Source organism: Vibrio sp. J2-4, assembly GCF_021728155.1.
In the GTDB taxonomy this organism is placed as follows: Bacteria; Pseudomonadota; Gammaproteobacteria; order Enterobacterales; family Vibrionaceae; genus Vibrio; species Vibrio diabolicus.
The window spans coordinates 590,391-608,495 of the sequence record NZ_JAKKCN010000002.1 but is presented as its reverse complement, the minus strand read 5'-3'; the positions used below and the strand labels follow the sequence as shown (position 1 = coordinate 608,495).

Genomic DNA, 18,105 nt, shown 5'->3' with positions numbered 1-18,105 from the left:
CTTGCCACTGACAAGCCTTTTTCTTTACCGAAGCAACGTTTAATAGAATGTGGTTCCTTCTCCAGCTCGAGTAAGCAAACCATCACACGGTGCGTAACGATCGCCGTACTTCGATGCAAACTCATTCATTTTCTCAACCAGTTCTTTAATGCCAAACTGATCCATATAACGGAATGGACCGCCCAAGAATGGAGGGAAACCAATGCCAAATATTGCACCAATATCACCATCACGTGGCGAGCGAATGATGCCATCATCCAAACAACGTACCGCTTCATTCAGCATTGGTAGTACACAGCGTAGCGCAATATCGTTATCACTCAACTTAGATTCAGGGTCGAGCTTAAGCAGCTTGTAAATAGATTTATCGACTTCTTTCTTCTTACCTTTGTAAGTGTAGAAACCTTTCCCGCTCTTACGTCCTTTGCGACCGTCATTCAATAAGATATCGAACACGTCCGGGCCTTTGAATCGCTCACCTAACTCGTTGACTAGAATCGGCATGATCTTCGCGCCAATGTCGACACCGACTTCATCCAGTAAGGTAATCGGGCCGACAGGGAAACCAAAATCAAGCAACGCCGTATCAATCTTTTCGATCGGTTCGTTAGCCAGCAGAATATGCGCCGCTTCGTTCATGTATGGCGCAAGAATGCGGTTCACGTAAAAGCCCGCTTTGTCTTTCACTACGATCGGGGTTTTACCTTGCTTTTTAGCAAGTGCAACGACTGTTGAAATGGTTTCATCTGATGTTGTTTCATGCGGAATCACTTCCACCAACGGCATTTTTTCTACCGGGCTGAAGTAATGCAAACCCACTACGTTTTCTGGACGCTCCGCTTTTTCTGCAATTTTGTGGATTGGTAACGAAGAAGTATTAGTCGCAAAGATGGTTTCCGGCTTGGCATTCGCTTCAATATCCGCCACCATTTTTTGTTTAAGATCTAAGTCTTCAAAAACGGCTTCAATTACGACATCAATATGATTAAAGCTGGTAAAGTCGACACCGCCAGACAGTTGCAACATTTTCGCTTGCAGATCGGCTTTTGATAGAATGCGACGTTTACGCTGTTTCTCGAATAACTTGTAGTTATAGTTGAGTGCGTTTAGAACGCCATCGTTGCTGACGTCTTTGATGCGGACAGGCACCTTCGCTTTTGCAACAGACACATGGCTGATTCCTGCGCCCATCAAGCCACCGCCAAGCACGCCAACTTTATGAACTGGCGCGGGTTTCGCATCCGTACCATTTTCTTTCTTCATTTCCGTTGTCGCAAAGAAGATAGAACGGAGCGCTTTTGATTCAGAGCTCATCACAAGCTCACCGAAGCGTTTCGCTTCAAGCTCTTGCCCTTGGGCGAAACCTTTCTCTAAACCATGCTGAATAACGTCTAAAATCGCGACCGTTGCAGGATAGTTACCACGGGTTTTCTGGTTGGTTTTCTTCGCTGCCTGTTCAAACACAAACTTGCGCCCTAACCCGCTACCCGACATCACTTTTTCTTTCGTGGATAGCTTTTTCGTACCCTTGTTTTTACCTTTGTCGATAAACTGTTTAGCTACGTCGAGCAAAATGGTGTCTGGGACACAGGCGTCAACCACACCCAGCTTTTTAGCTTTCTTTGCGCGAAGCTGTTTACCCGTTAAGATCAAGTCCAGTGAAGGTAACAGGCCAATCAAACGCGGCAGACGCTGCGTACCGCCGGTACCTGGCAGCAATCCAAGCTGTACTTCTGGCAGGCCTAAACGCGTTTTATCTGAATCCGTACAAACACGATAATCACATGCAAGAGCAAGCTCTAAGCCACCGCCTAAACATGGACCGTGAATAGCGGCAACCACAGGATATGGTAAGTCCGATAGCTGCTGGAATAGCTCTTGACCTTGCCTCGCTAATGCTTCTGCTTCACTTGCGGTCGTGCACGCTTCTAGCATGCGAACATCGGCCCCCGCGACGAAGTTGTCCGGTTTGAGGGAATGAATGATCATCCCTTTGATGCCACTGGCGTCTTTTAGCTGAGCAAAGATTTCTTTCATTTCATCAGCAAAAGCCGCCTGTAGCGTATTCATTTTTTCATTAGGTACGTCAATCGCTAACCAAGCAATATTCTGCTCATCAACTTTTAGACTAAATGCTTTTTGCTCGCTCATTACTCAACCTCCAGAATCATTGCTGCACCAAGACCGCCAGCTGCACATGCGGTATTCAATGCAATACCGCCACCACGGCGTTTCAGTTCACGTAGGGTTTGCGTCATCATTCGTGCACCTGTCGCCGCGAATGGGTGACCGTAAGCGATTGAGCCACCAAGCACGTTAAACTTATCCATGTCGATTTCACCGATCGCTTTCGAACGACCTAGATTTTCTTGAGCAAACTTATCTGAAGCAAACATCTTCACATTCGCCAATGCTTGCGCAGCAAACGCTTCGTGCATGTCGATCAACGTCAGATCAGACAATTCCAAGCCTGTATTTTCTAGCACTTTCGCTGTGGCATAAGTCGGTCCCATCAGCATGTCCTTTTCCACACCGATCGCTGAAAATGCGTAGCCACGTATGTAGCCAAGAATCTCCATGCCAAGCTCTTTCGCTTTACCTTCGCGCATCAACATCACTGCCGCACCACCATCAGTCAGTGGCGTACTGTTAGCTGCCGTAACACTGCCATACTGGCGATCAAAGGCAGGTCGAAGTTTCGCGTACCCTTCTACGGTTGAGTCGTGACGGACATTGTTGTCTTCCGAAATCCATTTTTTGTATGGTTCTGGAAAAGCCGTCATCACTTCACCTTGGATCTTACCTTCTTTCCAAGCTTGGGAAGCCAGCGTATGAGAGCGATGTGCAAGCGCATCCTGCTCTGCACGAGAAATACCATGCGTCTTTGCCATTTGCTCCGCAGTTTGTCCCATCGACAAGCCCGTCGAGTATTCGGCTACTGCAGGAGGCACTGGCATAAGGTCTTTAAAGCTCAAGTTTTTGAGGATGCTAAGCTTCTGACCCATTGTTTTTGTCTTACTTAGAGCAAGCAGATTAGCGGCCAGTTTCTTAGATACGCCAATAGGCAGGACGGAAGAAGAGTCTGCACCACCAGCAATACCGATATCGATGGTTCCCGCCATGATGCTTTCTGCGACATTGACCGCCGCTTGAAAACTCGTTGCACACGCACGAGTCACACTGTAAGCATCAGTATGGATGTTCATACCGGTGCCTAACACAATTTCTCGTGCGATGTTTGGCGCTTCAGGCATTTGTACTACTTGTCCAAATACCACTTGTTCGATTAACTTCGGATCAATATCTGTTCGAGCAAGCATTTCGCTTACTACCATTTTCCCTAAATCGACCGCTGGCACTTGGCTAAATTCCGTGCTTTGACGAGCAAAGGGAGTTCGAAGCCCCGCGACAATAGCGACACGCTCACCATTGCGTGTTTTTACTTCCTGCTTGCCCATTGTTTCTCCTTAAATACAAGAGGTCTGACCTGATGCATTGTAATGAATTTGTTAAATTTATCAAACATGCGTTTAAATAAACGTGAAGCAAGTAGATCAATTACCCTACTTCTTTGATTCTTATGCGATTAATAATGATTAACTATAGAGAGTTAAAACGGTAAGAGGTATATGGAAGGTAAAATCGAAGCAAAAAAAAACCACACATAACTGTGTGGTCGGAATATCTATAAAACAATTAACTTACGCCAATTGAAAATTAATCAGTTTCCTGATTAGGAGAAAGTAAAGTCAGCCTTCAAAAGGAAGTGTCATCTTGCTCAACATGTTAGTCGCAATGACTAACGAGATGACAAGATGTACTATAACCCCTTCACTGCTTGATATTTTGAAATAGATCAATTTTATAGTGATTTTACGAGCTTTAAGCACATCTAAAAGGCTCAGCGATGCAAACCGATTCAAAAATTCACCGCTAGCAGTCTCTTTTTATGTCCCATCGAATGAACTTATCCAAACCATTGATTACTAATGATGATATTGTTAACAATCTTTACCAATTCATGTTCGATGATATTTGGCATTTGCGTATACACTTTTAAGTAACCACATAGCTTATTGTGTCAGAAGTTATCTACGACACACGCTCAACCGAAACCGCGAGGCTATTGAAAAGTAAAGTCATGCTCAGAACAAATAAGAAACTCACAGAGCGAGGATGGAGGCTCCTGTGGCCATATTAAAAATGTTTGGAAAGAAAAATTCCAACAGTCCGGTCAACTCTGATATGGACAAGCAAAGAAAATACGAAGCGCTCGTCCGAGGGTACCATCGTGACTTATATCGCTACGCATACTGGTTGTGCAAAGATAAAGCGATAGCGGAAGATCTAGTTCAGGAAACCTGTCTTAGAGCTTGGAAGTCACTCGATAGCCTTCAGGACGAAAAAGCTGCCAAGTCTTGGCTCATCACAATATTGAGACGAGAAAATGCGCGCCGCTTCGAACGTAAACAATTTGATTTAGTTGATATCGATGATTACGGCAATGATGCTAAAGTCAGCGATGACCCACATCATCAGCAAGAATGGCTGCAAGCACAGATCATGAAACTCGATGTTGAATACCGCGAGCCTTTATTTCTCCAAGTTGTCGGTGGTTTCAGCGGAGAAGAGATTGGCGACATTCTTGATTTAAATAAAAATACAGTGATGACTCGATTATTTCGTGCTCGTAATCAACTCAAAGAGATGTTGGATTCTCAAGATACTAAGAGAGGACAAAAGAATGGATGATTTAGAATTTCGTCGTCGTATTTTGTCGGATCCAAAACAAAAGGATGAAGAGATTCTGCAAGCTTTAGCTGGTAGCGACGCCAACAATAAGTTTGTTGATGACGTTTTGGATCTCGACGTAAAAATTAAACAAGCCATGAATGTGGATGTACCTGAAGATCTCGCTGATAAGATTTTATTTAGTCAGACGTCGAGTGCACTTGATGAAGAGAAGGTCGTCAGACCAAACTTTGTGCGCAAAGCAATGGCACTTGCCGCTTCTATTGCGTTCACCGCAGGATTATTAGTTGGTCAAGTAAACTGGGGAAATGTTTTGGTGTCTCCAGCACAAGCCAGTTTAGCGGATACCGCGATGAAACACGTTATTCATGAAGAACCTTTTGTTCGTCATCTTGATGAGGATGTACCGAGCTCGCAAATTAATGCGAAAATGTCGCCATTTCATTACCAGTTTAGTGAAAACTTTCCATATCACGTTTACTACCTAAACCACTGCGGTTTTGGCGAATCCAATGCGGTGCATATGGTATTCCAAGGTCCAAAAGGTAAAGTAACGTTATTTATTACTGGTATTCCTAGCGAACAAAGTACCGACTTTAATAAGGATGGCATGACCGGAATCGTTCAGCCCGTCGGGAGTTCAAGCCTGATTTTAGTCGGAGAAGAAGGTGAAAATATTGATGCTATCGCTACGACTCTTGCATCAATGATTAAACCGATGTAATAACTTCGACGATTTCCAGCCTTCAAAAGGTTAAATGCCGCTAAATGATCTTATTTAGCGGCATTTTTGTATAAATAGAACACAAAACATTCACCATCGCTATAGCATTTAGAGCTTAAACTCTAAATTATGCATTTTAAGTGCAATTTCCCGTCTTTTAGACATCATTTCTGCAATTTTTATTCAATTTTATCCAATGGTCGGATTTGTCCAAGCAACTATTGATACTACTATCTGCGCCACTGAGCAAAAGCTCAATTTATCGTCCAAAGAGACGAATCTAATAAGGAAAAACAAATGACTCAGAACACGCGTCTGTTTAAAAAGACTCTCCTAGCAGTAACGGTAGCTTTTGCCTCAGGTCAATCGATGGCAGCGGGTTTCCAAATCAACGCTCAATCAGCAACTGGCATCGGCCGTGCATTTGCTGGTGATGCAGTAATCGCAGATAACGCCGCGGTAATGGCTCGTAACCCAGCAGCAATGGCTCTATTTGATAAAATGGAGCTTTCGCTAGGTTTCGAAAGCATTACTTCAATGATTGAAGTGAAAGATGCGAAATATAACGTTAATACTCCTTTGGGTTCTAGTACTGTAAATGTTGCTGACACTGATGATGTGGGTGATACGTCAATAGCTCCAAACATTCACCTAATCGTTCCAGTAAATGACAAGTTTGCATGGGGCGTAAACGCATACTCTAATTTCGGCACTAAAACTGAATTTTCAGATAACTATACCGCAACCGAGTACGGTGGTCTTACGGATGTAAAAAGCTTCAACTTTGGCTTTGCGGGTTCTTACCGTTTAAACGAACAATGGAGCTTTGGTGCTGGTTTAGATTTAATCTACGGCCAAGGCACAATGAAGCGTACAACTAGCTCTTCAGTCCCACGGGTTGGCGGTCAAAAAATTCTGGACGTAGATAAAGCTGATGGTTGGGCTGTTGGTTTCAACGTTGGTACTGTGTACGAACTAGATGAAAACAACCGTTTTGGTCTAGCGTATCGTTACAGCCCTGAATTTACAGCAAAAGACGACAAAGGTCAGGAAATCACGCTACCTCTACCAGATATGGCCGAGTTTTCTGGTTTCCACAAAATCCAAGACACTAAGTTTGCTGTACACTACAGCATCCAATACATCGGTTGGAAAGATTTCGACCAAATTGATTTTGAGAACCTAAATCAGGGTTTACTTAAAGGTGGTTACTCGAAAGACTATCAATGGCAAGATGGCTGGCACTACGCAATTGGTGGTACTTACTACCTAAACAACAACTGGACACTTCGTGCTGGTTACATGTACGACACAAGTGCTCAAGATAAAGTAACGTCTATCTCGGTACCAGATTCAGATCGCCAGTGGTTCTCAACAGGTTTCTCTTACCATATTGATAATAGCTCAAACATCGATTTTGGCTTCACATACTTGTTAGGTGAAGATGTAAAAGTTAATGAGAATACTCAATTAGCTCCTGGTCTTTCTACCGGTGTAACAGCAACAACTCATGCTGACGCAATTCTATTCGGCTTACAATACAGCCGTAGCTTCTAAGCGCTTCGCTGTTAGTTAGTAGAAAAATACTTTATATAAAAGGCTGGATTTCCAGCCTTTTTTCATATCTGCGATTTATTGCCCACTCAATTTGAGTGAACACGTGTATCTAAATCTCACAATTAGGACGCACAGCTGTTCGCTGAATTCCATTTACAAGCCCTTCACAGTTAGATTATTAAACCACCCAAACAACACTTGAAAGCATAATATTCCAAATGACTGCTTGTGCTGGATTTTCATTTCTAAAGTAAAAACTCTACCTTTAAACTTTCGTCCCACGTTATAAACAAATCAGCGAACATTCGAATGAAAACCAACAAGACTCTTCTATCAACAGCAGTGGCATTAAGCCTACTTGGCACAACGGGCATGGCTAACGCAGCAGGTTTCCAACTTGCTGAATATTCTGCAACAGGCCTAGGTCGAGCATATGCTGGTGAAGCAGCAATGGCTGACAACGCAAGTGCACAATGGCGTAACCCAGCAATGCTAACTTATTTGGAAGGCACTCAAGTGTCCGTTGGTGCAATCTATGTGAACCCAAATATTGATATTGAAGGTGATGTAAACTTCCACGGTAGTACTTCTTCTGCATCTTCAGATGATTTCGCACATGATGCAATCATTCCAAACTTCTACCTATCACACCAATACAATGAGAAATTCGCGATTGGTTTGGCATTTGGCACCAACTACGGTATGGAAACCGATTTAGGTAAAGGCTTTGGTGCATCACACTTCGGTAACGAAGCAAGCGTAACGACAATGGAAGCGAACTTAAACGCAGCTTACAAAGTCAATGAATCAATCAGCGTTGGTGGTGGTATCCGTTACATCATCGGCGAAGGCAGCTTTGGCGCAGCAGCTCCTAAGAATAACGTTGTAGGAAAGCACCCTTTAACTGGCGATCCTATCAGTGTTCCTCAAGGTACCGCTCTAAAATACATGGAAGGTGACGATACCGCTTGGGGCTGGCAAGTTGGTACTGCATGGCAGATCAATGAAAATAACCGTATCGGCTTCGCGTACAAATCTGAAGTTGAACTGAAGCTTGAAGGCCATGCTGAAGGTCTAGGTTTTGGCTTCGGTACTTCTGAGCTTCCACAACTACGTGACAACGGCTACATGTACCTAAACCTGCCTGCAACGGCTGAGTTGGCAAGCTTCCACCAAGTAACAGACCAACTTGCGTTACACGCAAGCTTTAACTGGACGGATTGGAGCTCTTTCGAGAAATTGGAAGCACGCCTAGATACCGCTGGCACGCATATGGTTAAAGTAGAAAACTGGGAAGATAACTACCGCTTTGCTGTTGGTGCCACTTACCAGCTTGATCCTAAGCTAGCGCTACGTACTGGTATTGCATACGATACTTCAGCGGTAAGCGACAAAAACCGTACGATCACTATTCCAGAAACTGACCGTACTTGGCTAAGTATTGGTGCAACGTACGATTGGACAAAAGACTTCAGCCTAGACGCTGGCTTCACCTATATTTTCGCGAAAGACGCACCAATCGTTGAGTCTCGTGGTTACAAGTCAGACGACGCTGCGGAACAAGTCGGCGGCCAATTCGTAGGCGAAACTACGGGTAATGTTTGGCTAATCGGTGTTCAAGCAAACTACCGTTTCTAACCAAACAGCAAAAATACAAAAAAGGCTTAGCATCAGCTAAGCCTTTTTATTTGTATATTGTAAAGAACAGCGCTTAAAAGTCTTCTAGGTATTCGTCTAAATACTCTTCTTCTTCGATGTTCACTTCTTCAACGGTTTCAACTTCTGCTTTAAAGTTTTGACGCTGAATATAAACATCGCGAGTAAGAATGTATGGATCCGGCGACGAGTCTAACTGTGCTTCTTGCGGTACTAACAAAGCACGCTTCTCCATGCCTTCAAACGCCCACTTACCCAAACTCGCCCAGAAGTTGAGGTAAGAGAGGGGTAAATACGTACTATCTACGGTATCTGTCACTTCACGTAAGGTATACGGGCCATAACCTGGAATCATGAAGTAAGGGCCATTTCCAACACCATAGTGGCCTACTGCATCACTGAACGCTTTCTCGTCGTATTTCGTAATACCCGCGGCACTTGCAATATCGAATAAACCGAAAATACCAAACGTCGAGTTAATCCAAAAACGGTTAAAGTGGTCCACGGCTTTCGTGCCGTTACCCATGACTAAGTTATTAACCATGCTGGCTGGCTCATCTAAGTTCGACAAGAAGTTAGCGATACCGGAACGAATAGGAACTGGCGTGTATTCCACATACGCAAGTGATACAGGACGAACCAAATACGGATCTAAATATTCGTAGTTGATTTCCCACATGGTTCGGTTAAAGCCTTCCAACGGGTCATACACATCAGAAGTCGTTTGATTTGTTTCTTGTCCTGTTACTGCTTCATCAGGCGCACTTGAACAGCCAACCAGTCCAACTGCAAGCAGTAACAAGAAGGTAGATTTACCCTTGTTATACATTTTATTTTCCATAACGACTATTAATGTACCTAAGTCACCCCGATTAACCATTGTACGTATGTTGAGCAGGATACATAGTAAAGATGACTCAGATATGGGAATAAATAAAGGCCAGCAATCGCTGGCCTTCGGTATTCTACTCGATCGTTTAGAGTCATACCACTAAAGGCAACTGACTCTACCTCGTTGTCATGTTTCAGAGACAGATGTTAACAATTAATACTGCTGATCAATGGTCACTTCTACTGGTGCGCCAAATTCAACGACGTCACTTTCTCCGTGCCAATCTTGATCACGCGTTGCTACGTTACCGTCAGAATCTACACGCACACGGACGATTAGCTTATCGAGTGAAGATAACTTTTGCCCTTGCATCATGGCATTGCCATCATCTAATACGACTGTGCGAGGGAAAGTACCTAGCGGATAACGAGCAGCAGCCACAGGCATTGGGGAGCCATCAGAACGATGTACTGACACAATGAGAACTGCGTTTGGATCCAACTGAGCATTTGGTGCCACATCAATTGTCACAGCTACACTCTTATCCGGTGAAACCGCTTCGCCCATTTGCTTACGAGCACTCTCAATACTGCGTGACAACATCTCGTAGCGGCTATCTTCTGGACCAATCATTTGCTGCATGATTCCCCAGTACTTGATGGCTGCCGGGAAGTCTTGACGCTCAAACGCATCGAACGCTAACAAAGAAAACACACGCAGATCGACATAGTCTTGCTGCATCAGCTTGCCGAGTAATGAGCGAGCCGTCGCTTGATCCATTTCCTCTTGAGACAGCATCAGAGCTTGTGCATAACCCAACATCACATCTGGGTCTTTTGGCTCTAGGCGGTACGATTTTTCCATCGCATCGATAGCTGTGGTGACATCACGATTTGCTAACGCAATACGACCTAGCAGTAACCAACCTGTCGAGTCTTCCGGCTGGTAATGTAAGCGAGTTCGAAGGGCAAGGGTCAAATCCGCCATTTCATCGTCACTCAGCGGCTCAGAAGAAGCCGACATCAGCTTTTTCGATAACTCAGGTAGATTTGCAGACACTTCTTGCCATTGAACAATATCGTCTGACGCGCCAAATTTATAATACAAACCATAGCTCAGCACCACCGTCAGAATTACCGATGGAACTAAAACCGCGATTGGAGAAACCTTGGTTTCTTTTTGCGCTTTATCACCAGGGATATCGTCAAGCAGTGATTGCTTTAGATCAGAAATCAGTTCGTCTTCACTTTCAACAAGACCTTCGTCAGTTTCTTCTGCAAGCTCAGATAGTCGGTCTTTATAAAATGCCTTGTTGAGCTCATCGCGTAACACATCATCATTGTTCGCTTTTTGTTTAAGCAGCGGCAAAGCCACCAGCGCACAAGCAATAAGCGTGAGAGCAACGGTGGAAATCCAAAATAGTGTCATTACTTCTTATCTCCGTTGTTCTCTTCTTCAAGCAATGCTTTTAAACGAGCTTCTTTTTGCTCATCCCATTGCTCGTCACTGCTCGCTTTTGCCTTAACTTTAGATTTACGGCTACGCAGTACAATCAAACCAAAACCACCCAGTACTACAGCGAGTGGCCCTAGCCACAAAATCGCAGTCGCGACCGTAAATGGTGGGTTGTAAGTCACGAAGTTACCGTAACGGGCGATCATGTAATCAACAATCTCATCTTTGGACTTACCTTCTTTGGTCATTTCGTACACCTTATGGCGTAAGTCTTGAGCAAGTTCAGCGTTAGAATCCGAGATCGTGTTGTTCTGACATTTAGGGCAACGGAGCGTATGGCTTAGCTCTTTGAACTGCTGTTCTTGTTCCAAGTTATCGAACTCGTATACTTCAATGGCAGCGTGAGCAGCAAGAGATAATGTCATGGCAGCAAAAACTGCAAGGATCAGCTTTCTCATTGCTTCGCCTCCTCAACCAATTTGTTGTAAAGCGGCTCCAGTGTTTCTGACCAATTATGTGGGTTTACATCCCCCACATGGCGATAACGAATCACACCATTTGCATCAATAATGAATGTTTCTGGTGCTCCATAAACGCCAAGGTCAAGACCAAGCATACCGCTACCATCAAATAGGCTAATTAAGTAAGGGTTGCCGAGATCATTCAACCAGCCTACCGCTTTGTTACGATCATCTTTGTAATTCATACCGATGATCTTAACGCCCTTACCCGCCAATTCGTTTAGGTATTTATGCTCTGCATAACATGTTGGACACCACGTTGCCCAAACGTTCAAGAGCAACGGCTCACCTTTAAAAATTGACTGGTCGTATTGTTTTCCAGGTTCAGCTAAGTCTTCTAAGTGAAACTCAGGAACTGGCTTACCAACCAAAACCGACTCCAATTTCGTTGGATCATCGCCCTCTTGGTTGCGCATTAACTGGGTTGCGAAAATGCCCGCCAAAATCATGAAAGCGACGAGCGGAATAAATAAGATTTTCTTATTCATGTTATGCCTCCTGCTCTTTTGACTTCGCGTTTTTCTTTGAAGATTTACGGAAGCGATAACGCTTATCTGAAATCGCTAGTGCACCGCCTAACGCCATAATCAAAGAGCCAGCCCAAATCCAACGAACGAACGGTTTATAGTAAATACGAACAGCCCAAGATCGGTTGTCGTCTAAACGTTCACCCATTGCAATGTATAAGTCACGACTAATTCCACGGTCAATGGCAGCTTCGGTCATCATAGACTTAGCCGTACGGTAGAAGCGCTTCTCAGCGTGAAGCGTATTCACGTATTTGCCATCATGTGTGATCTCAAAATCCGCGATGTAGCCATCGTAGTTTGGACCATCTTTATCACGCAGGCCTGAGAAGTAGAAATCATAACCTTGAATTTGGAAGTGTTCGCCAGGTGCTAAACGCACATCACGCTCGATGCTGTAGTTCTGTACCATCGCAATACCGATAACAGATACCGCCAGACCAACATGACCCAACATCATTGCCCAGTGGCTACGTTGCAGCTTGCGAACGCCTTCACTAAAGCTATGACGGTGCGTTGCACGCTCATATAGTTCAAAGCCATGCATTGCAATAATCCAAATCGCCATTACCCAGCCAATGTAAGCCATGGTTGAGAAGAAGTCGGCAAACAGGAACACGCATACCGCAGCCAAGGCGAAAGCAAGCACACCTGAAATGAGCATTGGTTTCACAAGTTTAGATAAATTGTCTCGCTTCCAACGGATAAGTGGACCAATACCAAGTAGGAAAGCAAATGGCATCATCAACCAAGCAAACAGCATGTCGAAGAATGGCGCACCGATAGAAACCGACCCCAAACCAAGCTGCTTGTGTACGAGCGGCAACAGTGTCCCCACTAACACCACAACAAGTGCTGCGATAAGTAATACGTTGTTGGCTAAGAGCGCGTTTTCACGAGAGACTAAGTCGAAGTTACCACGTACACGTACTGCTGCCCCTTTTACAGCAAACAGCAATAAAGAGCCGCCGATAACGAAAACGAGGAAGCCTAGAATAAACATACCGCGCGACGGGTCAGACGCGAACGCGTGCACCGATACTAAAATACCGGAACGGACTAAGAATGTGCCCAACAAACTCAACGAAAATGCAGAGATTGCCAATAGTACCGTCCACGCTTTAAATGTGCCGCGTTTTTCTGTCACGGCAAGAGAGTGCATTAATGCGGTACCCGCTAACCAAGGCATGAATGATGCGTTTTCTACTGGGTCCCAGAACCACCAGCCACCCCAGCCAAGTTCGTAGTAAGCCCACCAAGAGCCTAGTGCGATACCGAGTGTTAAAAATACCCATGCAGCGGTTGTCCAAGGACGAGACCAACGAGCCCAAGCCGTATCAAGGCGTCCGGTCATTAGGGATGCGATCGCAAAAGAGAAGGCAACCGAGAAACCAACGTAGCCCATGTAAAGCATTGGCGGGTGAACAATCAAACCGGGGTCTTGAAGCAGAGGGTTCAAGTCACGCCCGTCAACCGGGAAGAAAGGCAACGTACGTAAGAATGGGTTTGACGTTAAGATGATAAACAGTAGGAAACCCACTGAGATCATGCCCATTACGGCAAGTACACGTGCAACCGACTCTTGCGGCATACCACGACTAAACGTCGCTACAGCGACAGTCCAAGCAGCTTGGATTAAAACCCATAGCAACAGTGAACCTTCGTGTGCACCCCATACTGCGGTTAAACGGTAGTACCAAGGAAGCTGACTATTCGAGTTGCTCGCTACATACTGTAACGTGAAGTCGTTGGTATAAAATCCCCAACATAAAATGGCGAAAGAGAACAACAGCATTAGGAACATAGACCAAGATAACGGTCGCGCTGTGTTCATGAGCATTGTGTTATTATTCGATGCTCCCCACAATGGCAATACGCTCAGCAGCACTGCCATTGCAAGCGAAAGAATGAGAGCAAAGTGACCGATTTCAGCAATCATTGGCCGCTTCCTTGTTTCTGTTCGGTGCTGTATTGAAGCGGTTCATGCGTTTTCTTCATCGCTTCCGCAATTTCTGGTGGCATGTATTCTTCATCGTGCTTCGCTAGGACCTCAAATGCCTCAACTGTCGTGGCATCTTTCAGTACACCTTGAGCCACAATACCCTGCCCTTCACGGAACAAGTCAGGCAGAATACCATCATAAGTAATCGTCACTTTCGGACCGACATCGTGCAGGTCAAAACTCACTTTCAAAGAATTAGGATCTCGACGAACCGAGCCCACAACCACCATACCACCTATACGCAGACGCTGGCCTATTTCTGGCTTGGTGCCATCTGGCTTACCATTAACCAACTCCGTTGGAGTGTAGAAAAGGTCCATATTTTGGTTAAGCGCATAAAGTATCAAACCAATGGTGGCACTAATACCGATAAAGATCGCTAGTACGATACCTAGCCTCTTTTTACGTCTCGGGTTCATAAGGTGTTCTCCATGTTCTTCGCTGCGTCGATACGAGCTTGACGGTCAATTTTTGCTTTCACTTCTTTCAATAATGCATCACCGCGGCGAAGGCTAGTGATCAGAAGAATCAGCATGGATAAGAAAGTAATACCAAACGCACTCCATACGTATGATGCGTAGCCACCCATGGCAAAAAAGTCGCTCAGAGATTCAAAATGCATAATAAATTACCTCACTGAGTTTGTTCTGCTGCGAGTTTGCGCACCCAAGGGCGGTGACTTTCTTTACTGATGATTTCGTTACGGAAACGGACCATCGTCACTGCACCAAAGAAGAACGCAAAGCCAAAGATGTTTAGCAATAACGGCCAAAGCATGTCGGATGAAATAGAAGGTTGTTCAAATTTCGTGATCGTCGCGCCTTGGTGAAGCGTGTTCCACCATTCTACGGAAAAGTGAATGATAGGTAGGTTCACGACGCCTACGATCGCTAAAATACCCGCCGCTTTTGCGGCTGTTTTCTGATCGTCAAACGCGTGATAAAGCGCAATAACACCAAGGTAGAGAAATAGAAGAATCAATTCTGAAGTAAGACGGGCGTCCCATACCCACCAAGTGCCCCACATTGGCTTACCCCAAACGGCACCAGTAAGTAGAGCAATAAAGGTAAATACCGCACCAATCGGCGCCATCGCAAGTGCCGCCATATCAGATAGACGTACTTGCCATACTAAGCCAATAAATGCCGCAATCGCCATCGACATATAAACGCCCATAGACCAAATAGCTGATGGGACGTGAATGTAGATGATTCGGAAACTGTCACCTTGTTGGTAATCTGAAGGCGCAAATGCAAGCCCCCAAACCGTACCAACCGATAAGCATACGAGGGCCAATACAGAAAACCAAGGCAGAAACTTACCACTCAAACGGTAAGCGGTTTCTGGCTTGGCATAAGGATGTAGCCATTTCCACATGTTTTGTTCTCACTCTTACTTCAGGGACACTGTCTAAAGGGTTGAGACCGTAGCAGTGCTTTAATAATAATTCTTTGATCAAGCGCCGCTTCATTGGCACTTTATTGAGTTAGTTAACACTAACTCTCAATGCGGCACTAATGGCAAAAGGCGTTAACGTCATCGCTCCCATTAGCATCGCACCTAAAATTGCTAGTTGACCGTTATACGCCATACCAAGCGCGGCGGCATCAATTGCTGATGTTGCGAAAATCAAAATTGGGATGTAGAGCGGAAGAATAAGCAAACTCAAAAGAACGCCACCCTTTTGCAACCCAACCGTCAAAGCCACACCAATAGCTCCAATAAAACTTAGTGTCGGTGTACCGATCATCAAGGTTAGTACAACAGATAGCCAAGTATTGAAATCGAGCGAAAGTAAAACCGCCAATAATGGGCTAATTAGGATCAGAGGTAACCCTGTTAACAACCAATGTGCTATGACCTTTGAAACCACTACAAGTTGCAATGGAATCGGCATTAGCATCATTTGTTCCAATGCACCGTCTTGAAAATCATCACGAAATAGACGCTCTAATGATAATAAGGCGGATAGCAATGCGGCAACCCAAACAATGCCCGCTGCAATACGTGCTAACAAATTTGGTTCAGGCCCGATACTAAGAGGAAACAGAGTAATAACAATAATAAAGAACCAAAGCGGGTTCAGAATGTCTGCCTGACGGCGAAATGCTATCAATAGCTCGCGGCGAATGATGGTGGTCATAGATGGAATCATATCAATCACCCAACTTTATTTTTCTAAGTTTCGGGCTGTCCGAAAACATATCTTGATGCGTCGTCAACACGACAATACCGCCATTATCAGCGTGACTTGCGAACAAAGATTCAAGCACTTTGACGCCTTGCTTATCGATGGCGGTCAACGGTTCATCTAAAATCCATAAAATTTGCTTACTGAGCCATAACCTTGCTAGTGCCACTCGTCGTTGCTGACCTGCGGAAAGCTGTGCTACAGGCACATCTTCTCGACCGGCCAAACCAACTTGAGTTAAAGCAGTTAAGATTTCTTCGTCAGAAGAGCGGTTATTTTGAATAGATTGGTAAAAACGTAAGTTTTCTAGTGCGGTAAGCTCTCGTTTCACTCCAGTTTGATGCCCTAAGAACAGCAGATCTTGATGGAAAACATCACGAGATTTTTCAACCTCTTCTCCTTTCCACTTAATGATGCCTTCTTCTCTATCACCTAAACCTGTCACAATACGTAGTAACGTAGTTTTGCCAGTACCATTGCGTCCTTCTATCTGGACCAATTCACCAGGCCTAATTTCAAACTGCAGGTTTTCAAACAGGACCCTCTCATCACGGATCGCTGTCAGGTTAGATACTTCTAACATAGAGCTTCAACTAAAAAATGAACGAAGCGCTATATTAGCACAGCTTAGTTATGACAAAACAGGATAAGAGGGCTGGGATGTATGTAAGTTCATGTATTTTTGTTAATTAATCGTCACACTTTAATAAAATTAACTATAAGTAGTTATAAGCTCTCATTTTAACTTGGGGAGCGAGTGCTAAGAATGAAAAGAGCTTAAGGTAATCTAGGGCTGTATTGCAAAAAGATAATTAGTAACCGAACACAAAAAAAGAGGCTTATCGCCTCTTTTTATCGCTTTAAAACCTTTAGCGTCGACGACGTCCACGCGTCGGGTATTCTGCATCATCTGATGGCTGACCGCTTAGTGGTGGAATTTTCTCTTTTCCCGCCAGTTTTTTCTGTAGTGAAAGCATCAATTCCGCTTCAGCTTTTGGCAGTTCACACTCTTCAATGAGCTCATTGATATCTGCACCAAGCTGTACCATTTTAGAAGCTCGACTGTACAAGCGACCATCAGTATCAGCGTGCTCGAGTTCACGAATTCTCTCGTTTAGGTGCTGAATAATGTCTTGTTGTTCCGTTACTTTTTGTCCAAGACCAACGACAACCGAACGCACTTCGAGTAACTGCTTACTCAACTTTTGTACTTCTTTATCTACATGTCGAGACTGTGCTCGTTGCTGGTCTACTTGCTTTTGCAACCCCGAGCGAATGCGCAGTTGCAAAACAACCAACACCAACACGATAAAAGCGACGCCACCCGCAAGGAATGGAACAGATAAAAGAGTCTCTTCAGCCATCATTATTCAGCCCATTATAGGTGAGCCATCTCGTCCCATTCGTCATCCGTTAGGAGCTTGTTCAAATCCACAAGGATAAGAAGTTTGCCGTCACGGTTGCTCACACCTTGGATGAACTTCGCGCTTTCATCAGTACCAACAGAAGGCGTCGTGTCAATTTCAGAAGAACGTAGGTAAACCACTTCTGCCACACTATCTACCAAAATACCAATCACTTGACGCTCTGACTCGATCACAATAATACGAGTATTATCTGTAACTTCGCCTTCCATCAGGCCGAAACGCGAACGCGTGTCGATAACAGTAACCACGTTACCACGCAGGTTGATGATACCCAGAACATAATCTGGCGCACCTGGAACGGGTGCAATTTCAGTATAACGAAGTACTTCACGAACTTGCATTACGTTGATGCCATACGTTTCTTCTTCTAGCTGGAACGTCACCCACTGAAGAACTTCGTCATTCGATGCATCTTTCTTCACTTCTACTTCAAAAGCTTGAGACATAGTTAATCCTCGTTA

18 protein-coding genes are annotated in these 18,105 nt (G+C 44.6%); 4 read left to right on the top strand and 14 right to left on the bottom strand.

Going from position 1 to position 18,105, the window contains the following annotated elements:
- Positions 1–39: 39 nt before the first annotated feature.
- A complete protein-coding gene (gene fadJ / locus L3V32_RS08220; protein WP_237284097.1) occupies positions 40–2,151 on the bottom strand; it encodes a fatty acid oxidation complex subunit alpha FadJ in 2,112 nt (703 codons plus the stop codon).
- Positions 2,151–3,458 (bottom strand): acetyl-CoA C-acyltransferase FadI, encoded by a 1,308-nt coding sequence (gene fadI / locus L3V32_RS08215; RefSeq protein ID WP_005394284.1) that lies wholly within the window; start codon positions 3,456–3,458, stop codon positions 2,151–2,153. Before fadI ends, fadJ begins: the two co-directional genes overlap by 1 nt.
- A 718-nt stretch (positions 3,459–4,176) precedes the next feature.
- Between fadI and L3V32_RS08210 the strand changes: the two genes are divergently transcribed.
- From L3V32_RS08210 to L3V32_RS08195, 4 genes are all read left to right on the top strand, one after another.
- Complete coding sequence (locus L3V32_RS08210; RefSeq protein WP_029836529.1) at positions 4,177–4,752, top strand: sigma-70 family RNA polymerase sigma factor; 576 nt, start codon at positions 4,177–4,179, stop codon at positions 4,750–4,752.
- Positions 4,745–5,476 (top strand): DUF3379 domain-containing protein, encoded by a 732-nt coding sequence (locus tag L3V32_RS08205; protein WP_005380527.1) that lies wholly within the window; start codon positions 4,745–4,747, stop codon positions 5,474–5,476. Before L3V32_RS08210 ends, L3V32_RS08205 begins: the two co-directional genes overlap by 8 nt.
- A gap of 297 nt (positions 5,477–5,773) precedes the next feature.
- Complete coding sequence (locus L3V32_RS08200; protein WP_006741718.1) at positions 5,774–7,033, top strand: outer membrane protein transport protein; 1,260 nt, start codon at positions 5,774–5,776, stop codon at positions 7,031–7,033.
- Positions 7,034–7,342: 309 nt separating this feature from the next.
- Complete coding sequence (locus tag L3V32_RS08195) at positions 7,343–8,671, top strand: outer membrane protein transport protein (RefSeq protein WP_046875549.1); 1,329 nt, start codon at positions 7,343–7,345, stop codon at positions 8,669–8,671.
- Between the two features lie 73 nt (positions 8,672–8,744).
- Here the strand turns inward: L3V32_RS08195 and L3V32_RS08190 are convergent, their stop codons facing one another.
- The 12 genes from L3V32_RS08190 to L3V32_RS08135 all read right to left on the bottom strand — a co-directional run bounded on the left by L3V32_RS08190 (position 8,745) and on the right by L3V32_RS08135 (position 18,090).
- Positions 8,745–9,518 (bottom strand): VacJ family lipoprotein, encoded by a 774-nt coding sequence (locus L3V32_RS08190; RefSeq protein ID WP_005394290.1) that lies wholly within the window; start codon positions 9,516–9,518, stop codon positions 8,745–8,747.
- Between the two features lie 216 nt (positions 9,519–9,734).
- On the bottom strand, positions 9,735–10,949 hold the full coding sequence (ccmI, locus tag L3V32_RS08185) for a c-type cytochrome biogenesis protein CcmI (RefSeq protein ID WP_053349549.1): 1,215 nt from the start codon (positions 10,947–10,949) through the stop codon (positions 9,735–9,737).
- A complete protein-coding gene (locus tag L3V32_RS08180) occupies positions 10,949–11,434 on the bottom strand; it encodes a cytochrome c-type biogenesis protein (protein ID WP_005380519.1) in 486 nt (161 codons plus the stop codon). The genes ccmI and L3V32_RS08180 overlap by 1 nt, the downstream gene beginning before the upstream one ends.
- Complete coding sequence (locus L3V32_RS08175; RefSeq protein ID WP_237284096.1) at positions 11,431–11,985, bottom strand: DsbE family thiol:disulfide interchange protein; 555 nt, start codon at positions 11,983–11,985, stop codon at positions 11,431–11,433. The genes L3V32_RS08180 and L3V32_RS08175 overlap by 4 nt, the downstream gene beginning before the upstream one ends.
- Before the next feature lies 1 nt (position 11,986).
- Positions 11,987–13,963 (bottom strand): heme lyase CcmF/NrfE family subunit, encoded by a 1,977-nt coding sequence (locus L3V32_RS08170; RefSeq protein WP_139060712.1) that lies wholly within the window; start codon positions 13,961–13,963, stop codon positions 11,987–11,989.
- A complete protein-coding gene (ccmE, locus tag L3V32_RS08165) occupies positions 13,960–14,445 on the bottom strand; it encodes a cytochrome c maturation protein CcmE (protein ID WP_054868024.1) in 486 nt (161 codons plus the stop codon). Before ccmE ends, L3V32_RS08170 begins: the two co-directional genes overlap by 4 nt.
- Positions 14,442–14,648 (bottom strand): heme exporter protein CcmD, encoded by a 207-nt coding sequence (ccmD, locus tag L3V32_RS08160; protein ID WP_005380515.1) that lies wholly within the window; start codon positions 14,646–14,648, stop codon positions 14,442–14,444. Before ccmD ends, ccmE begins: the two co-directional genes overlap by 4 nt.
- An 11-nt stretch (positions 14,649–14,659) precedes the next feature.
- Complete coding sequence (locus L3V32_RS08155; protein ID WP_237284095.1) at positions 14,660–15,403, bottom strand: heme ABC transporter permease; 744 nt, start codon at positions 15,401–15,403, stop codon at positions 14,660–14,662.
- A gap of 109 nt (positions 15,404–15,512) precedes the next feature.
- Complete coding sequence (gene ccmB / locus L3V32_RS08150; protein ID WP_006741714.1) at positions 15,513–16,181, bottom strand: heme exporter protein CcmB; 669 nt, start codon at positions 16,179–16,181, stop codon at positions 15,513–15,515.
- Between the two features lies 1 nt (position 16,182).
- The gene (gene ccmA / locus L3V32_RS08145) at positions 16,183–16,800 is read right to left on the bottom strand and encodes a cytochrome c biogenesis heme-transporting ATPase CcmA (protein WP_193447003.1); all 618 of its coding nucleotides are present in this window, start codon (positions 16,798–16,800) and stop codon (positions 16,183–16,185) included.
- 286 nt (positions 16,801–17,086) lie between these two features.
- Positions 17,087–17,581: a DUF2802 domain-containing protein gene (locus L3V32_RS08140; RefSeq protein ID WP_046875563.1), complete on the bottom strand. Its 495-nt coding sequence runs from the start codon at positions 17,579–17,581 to the stop codon at positions 17,087–17,089.
- 14 nt (positions 17,582–17,595) lie between these two features.
- Positions 17,596–18,090, bottom strand: coding sequence for a chemotaxis protein CheW (locus L3V32_RS08135; RefSeq protein WP_005380507.1), 495 nt, complete (start codon positions 18,088–18,090; stop codon positions 17,596–17,598).
- Positions 18,091–18,105 lie beyond the last annotated feature (15 nt).

Coding starts and splice junctions, on each gene's coding strand:
- L3V32_RS08155 (WP_237284095.1), bottom strand. CDS start 15,403: ATGTGGAAATGGCTACATCCTTATGCCAAGCCAGAAACCGCTTACCGT.
- fadI (WP_005394284.1), bottom strand. CDS start 3,458: ATGGGCAAGCAGGAAGTAAAAACACGCAATGGTGAGCGTGTCGCTATT.
- L3V32_RS08205 (WP_005380527.1), top strand. CDS start 4,745: ATGGATGATTTAGAATTTCGTCGTCGTATTTTGTCGGATCCAAAACAA.
- ccmI (WP_053349549.1), bottom strand. CDS start 10,949: ATGACACTATTTTGGATTTCCACCGTTGCTCTCACGCTTATTGCTTGT.
- fadJ (WP_237284097.1), bottom strand. CDS start 2,151: ATGAGCGAGCAAAAAGCATTTAGTCTAAAAGTTGATGAGCAGAATATT.
- L3V32_RS08190 (WP_005394290.1), bottom strand. CDS start 9,518: ATGTATAACAAGGGTAAATCTACCTTCTTGTTACTGCTTGCAGTTGGA.
- L3V32_RS08200 (WP_006741718.1), top strand. CDS start 5,774: ATGACTCAGAACACGCGTCTGTTTAAAAAGACTCTCCTAGCAGTAACG.
- ccmA (WP_193447003.1), bottom strand. CDS start 16,800: ATGTTAGAAGTATCTAACCTGACAGCGATCCGTGATGAGAGGGTCCTG.
- ccmB (WP_006741714.1), bottom strand. CDS start 16,181: ATGATTCCATCTATGACCACCATCATTCGCCGCGAGCTATTGATAGCA.
- L3V32_RS08180 (WP_005380519.1), bottom strand. CDS start 11,434: ATGAGAAAGCTGATCCTTGCAGTTTTTGCTGCCATGACATTATCTCTT.
- L3V32_RS08195 (WP_046875549.1), top strand. CDS start 7,343: ATGAAAACCAACAAGACTCTTCTATCAACAGCAGTGGCATTAAGCCTA.
- ccmD (WP_005380515.1), bottom strand. CDS start 14,648: ATGCATTTTGAATCTCTGAGCGACTTTTTTGCCATGGGTGGCTACGCA.
- L3V32_RS08210 (WP_029836529.1), top strand. CDS start 4,177: ATGGAGGCTCCTGTGGCCATATTAAAAATGTTTGGAAAGAAAAATTCC.
- L3V32_RS08140 (WP_046875563.1), bottom strand. CDS start 17,581: ATGGCTGAAGAGACTCTTTTATCTGTTCCATTCCTTGCGGGTGGCGTC.
- L3V32_RS08135 (WP_005380507.1), bottom strand. CDS start 18,090: ATGTCTCAAGCTTTTGAAGTAGAAGTGAAGAAAGATGCATCGAATGAC.
- L3V32_RS08170 (WP_139060712.1), bottom strand. CDS start 13,963: ATGATTGCTGAAATCGGTCACTTTGCTCTCATTCTTTCGCTTGCAATG.
- ccmE (WP_054868024.1), bottom strand. CDS start 14,445: ATGAACCCGAGACGTAAAAAGAGGCTAGGTATCGTACTAGCGATCTTT.
- L3V32_RS08175 (WP_237284096.1), bottom strand. CDS start 11,985: ATGAATAAGAAAATCTTATTTATTCCGCTCGTCGCTTTCATGATTTTG.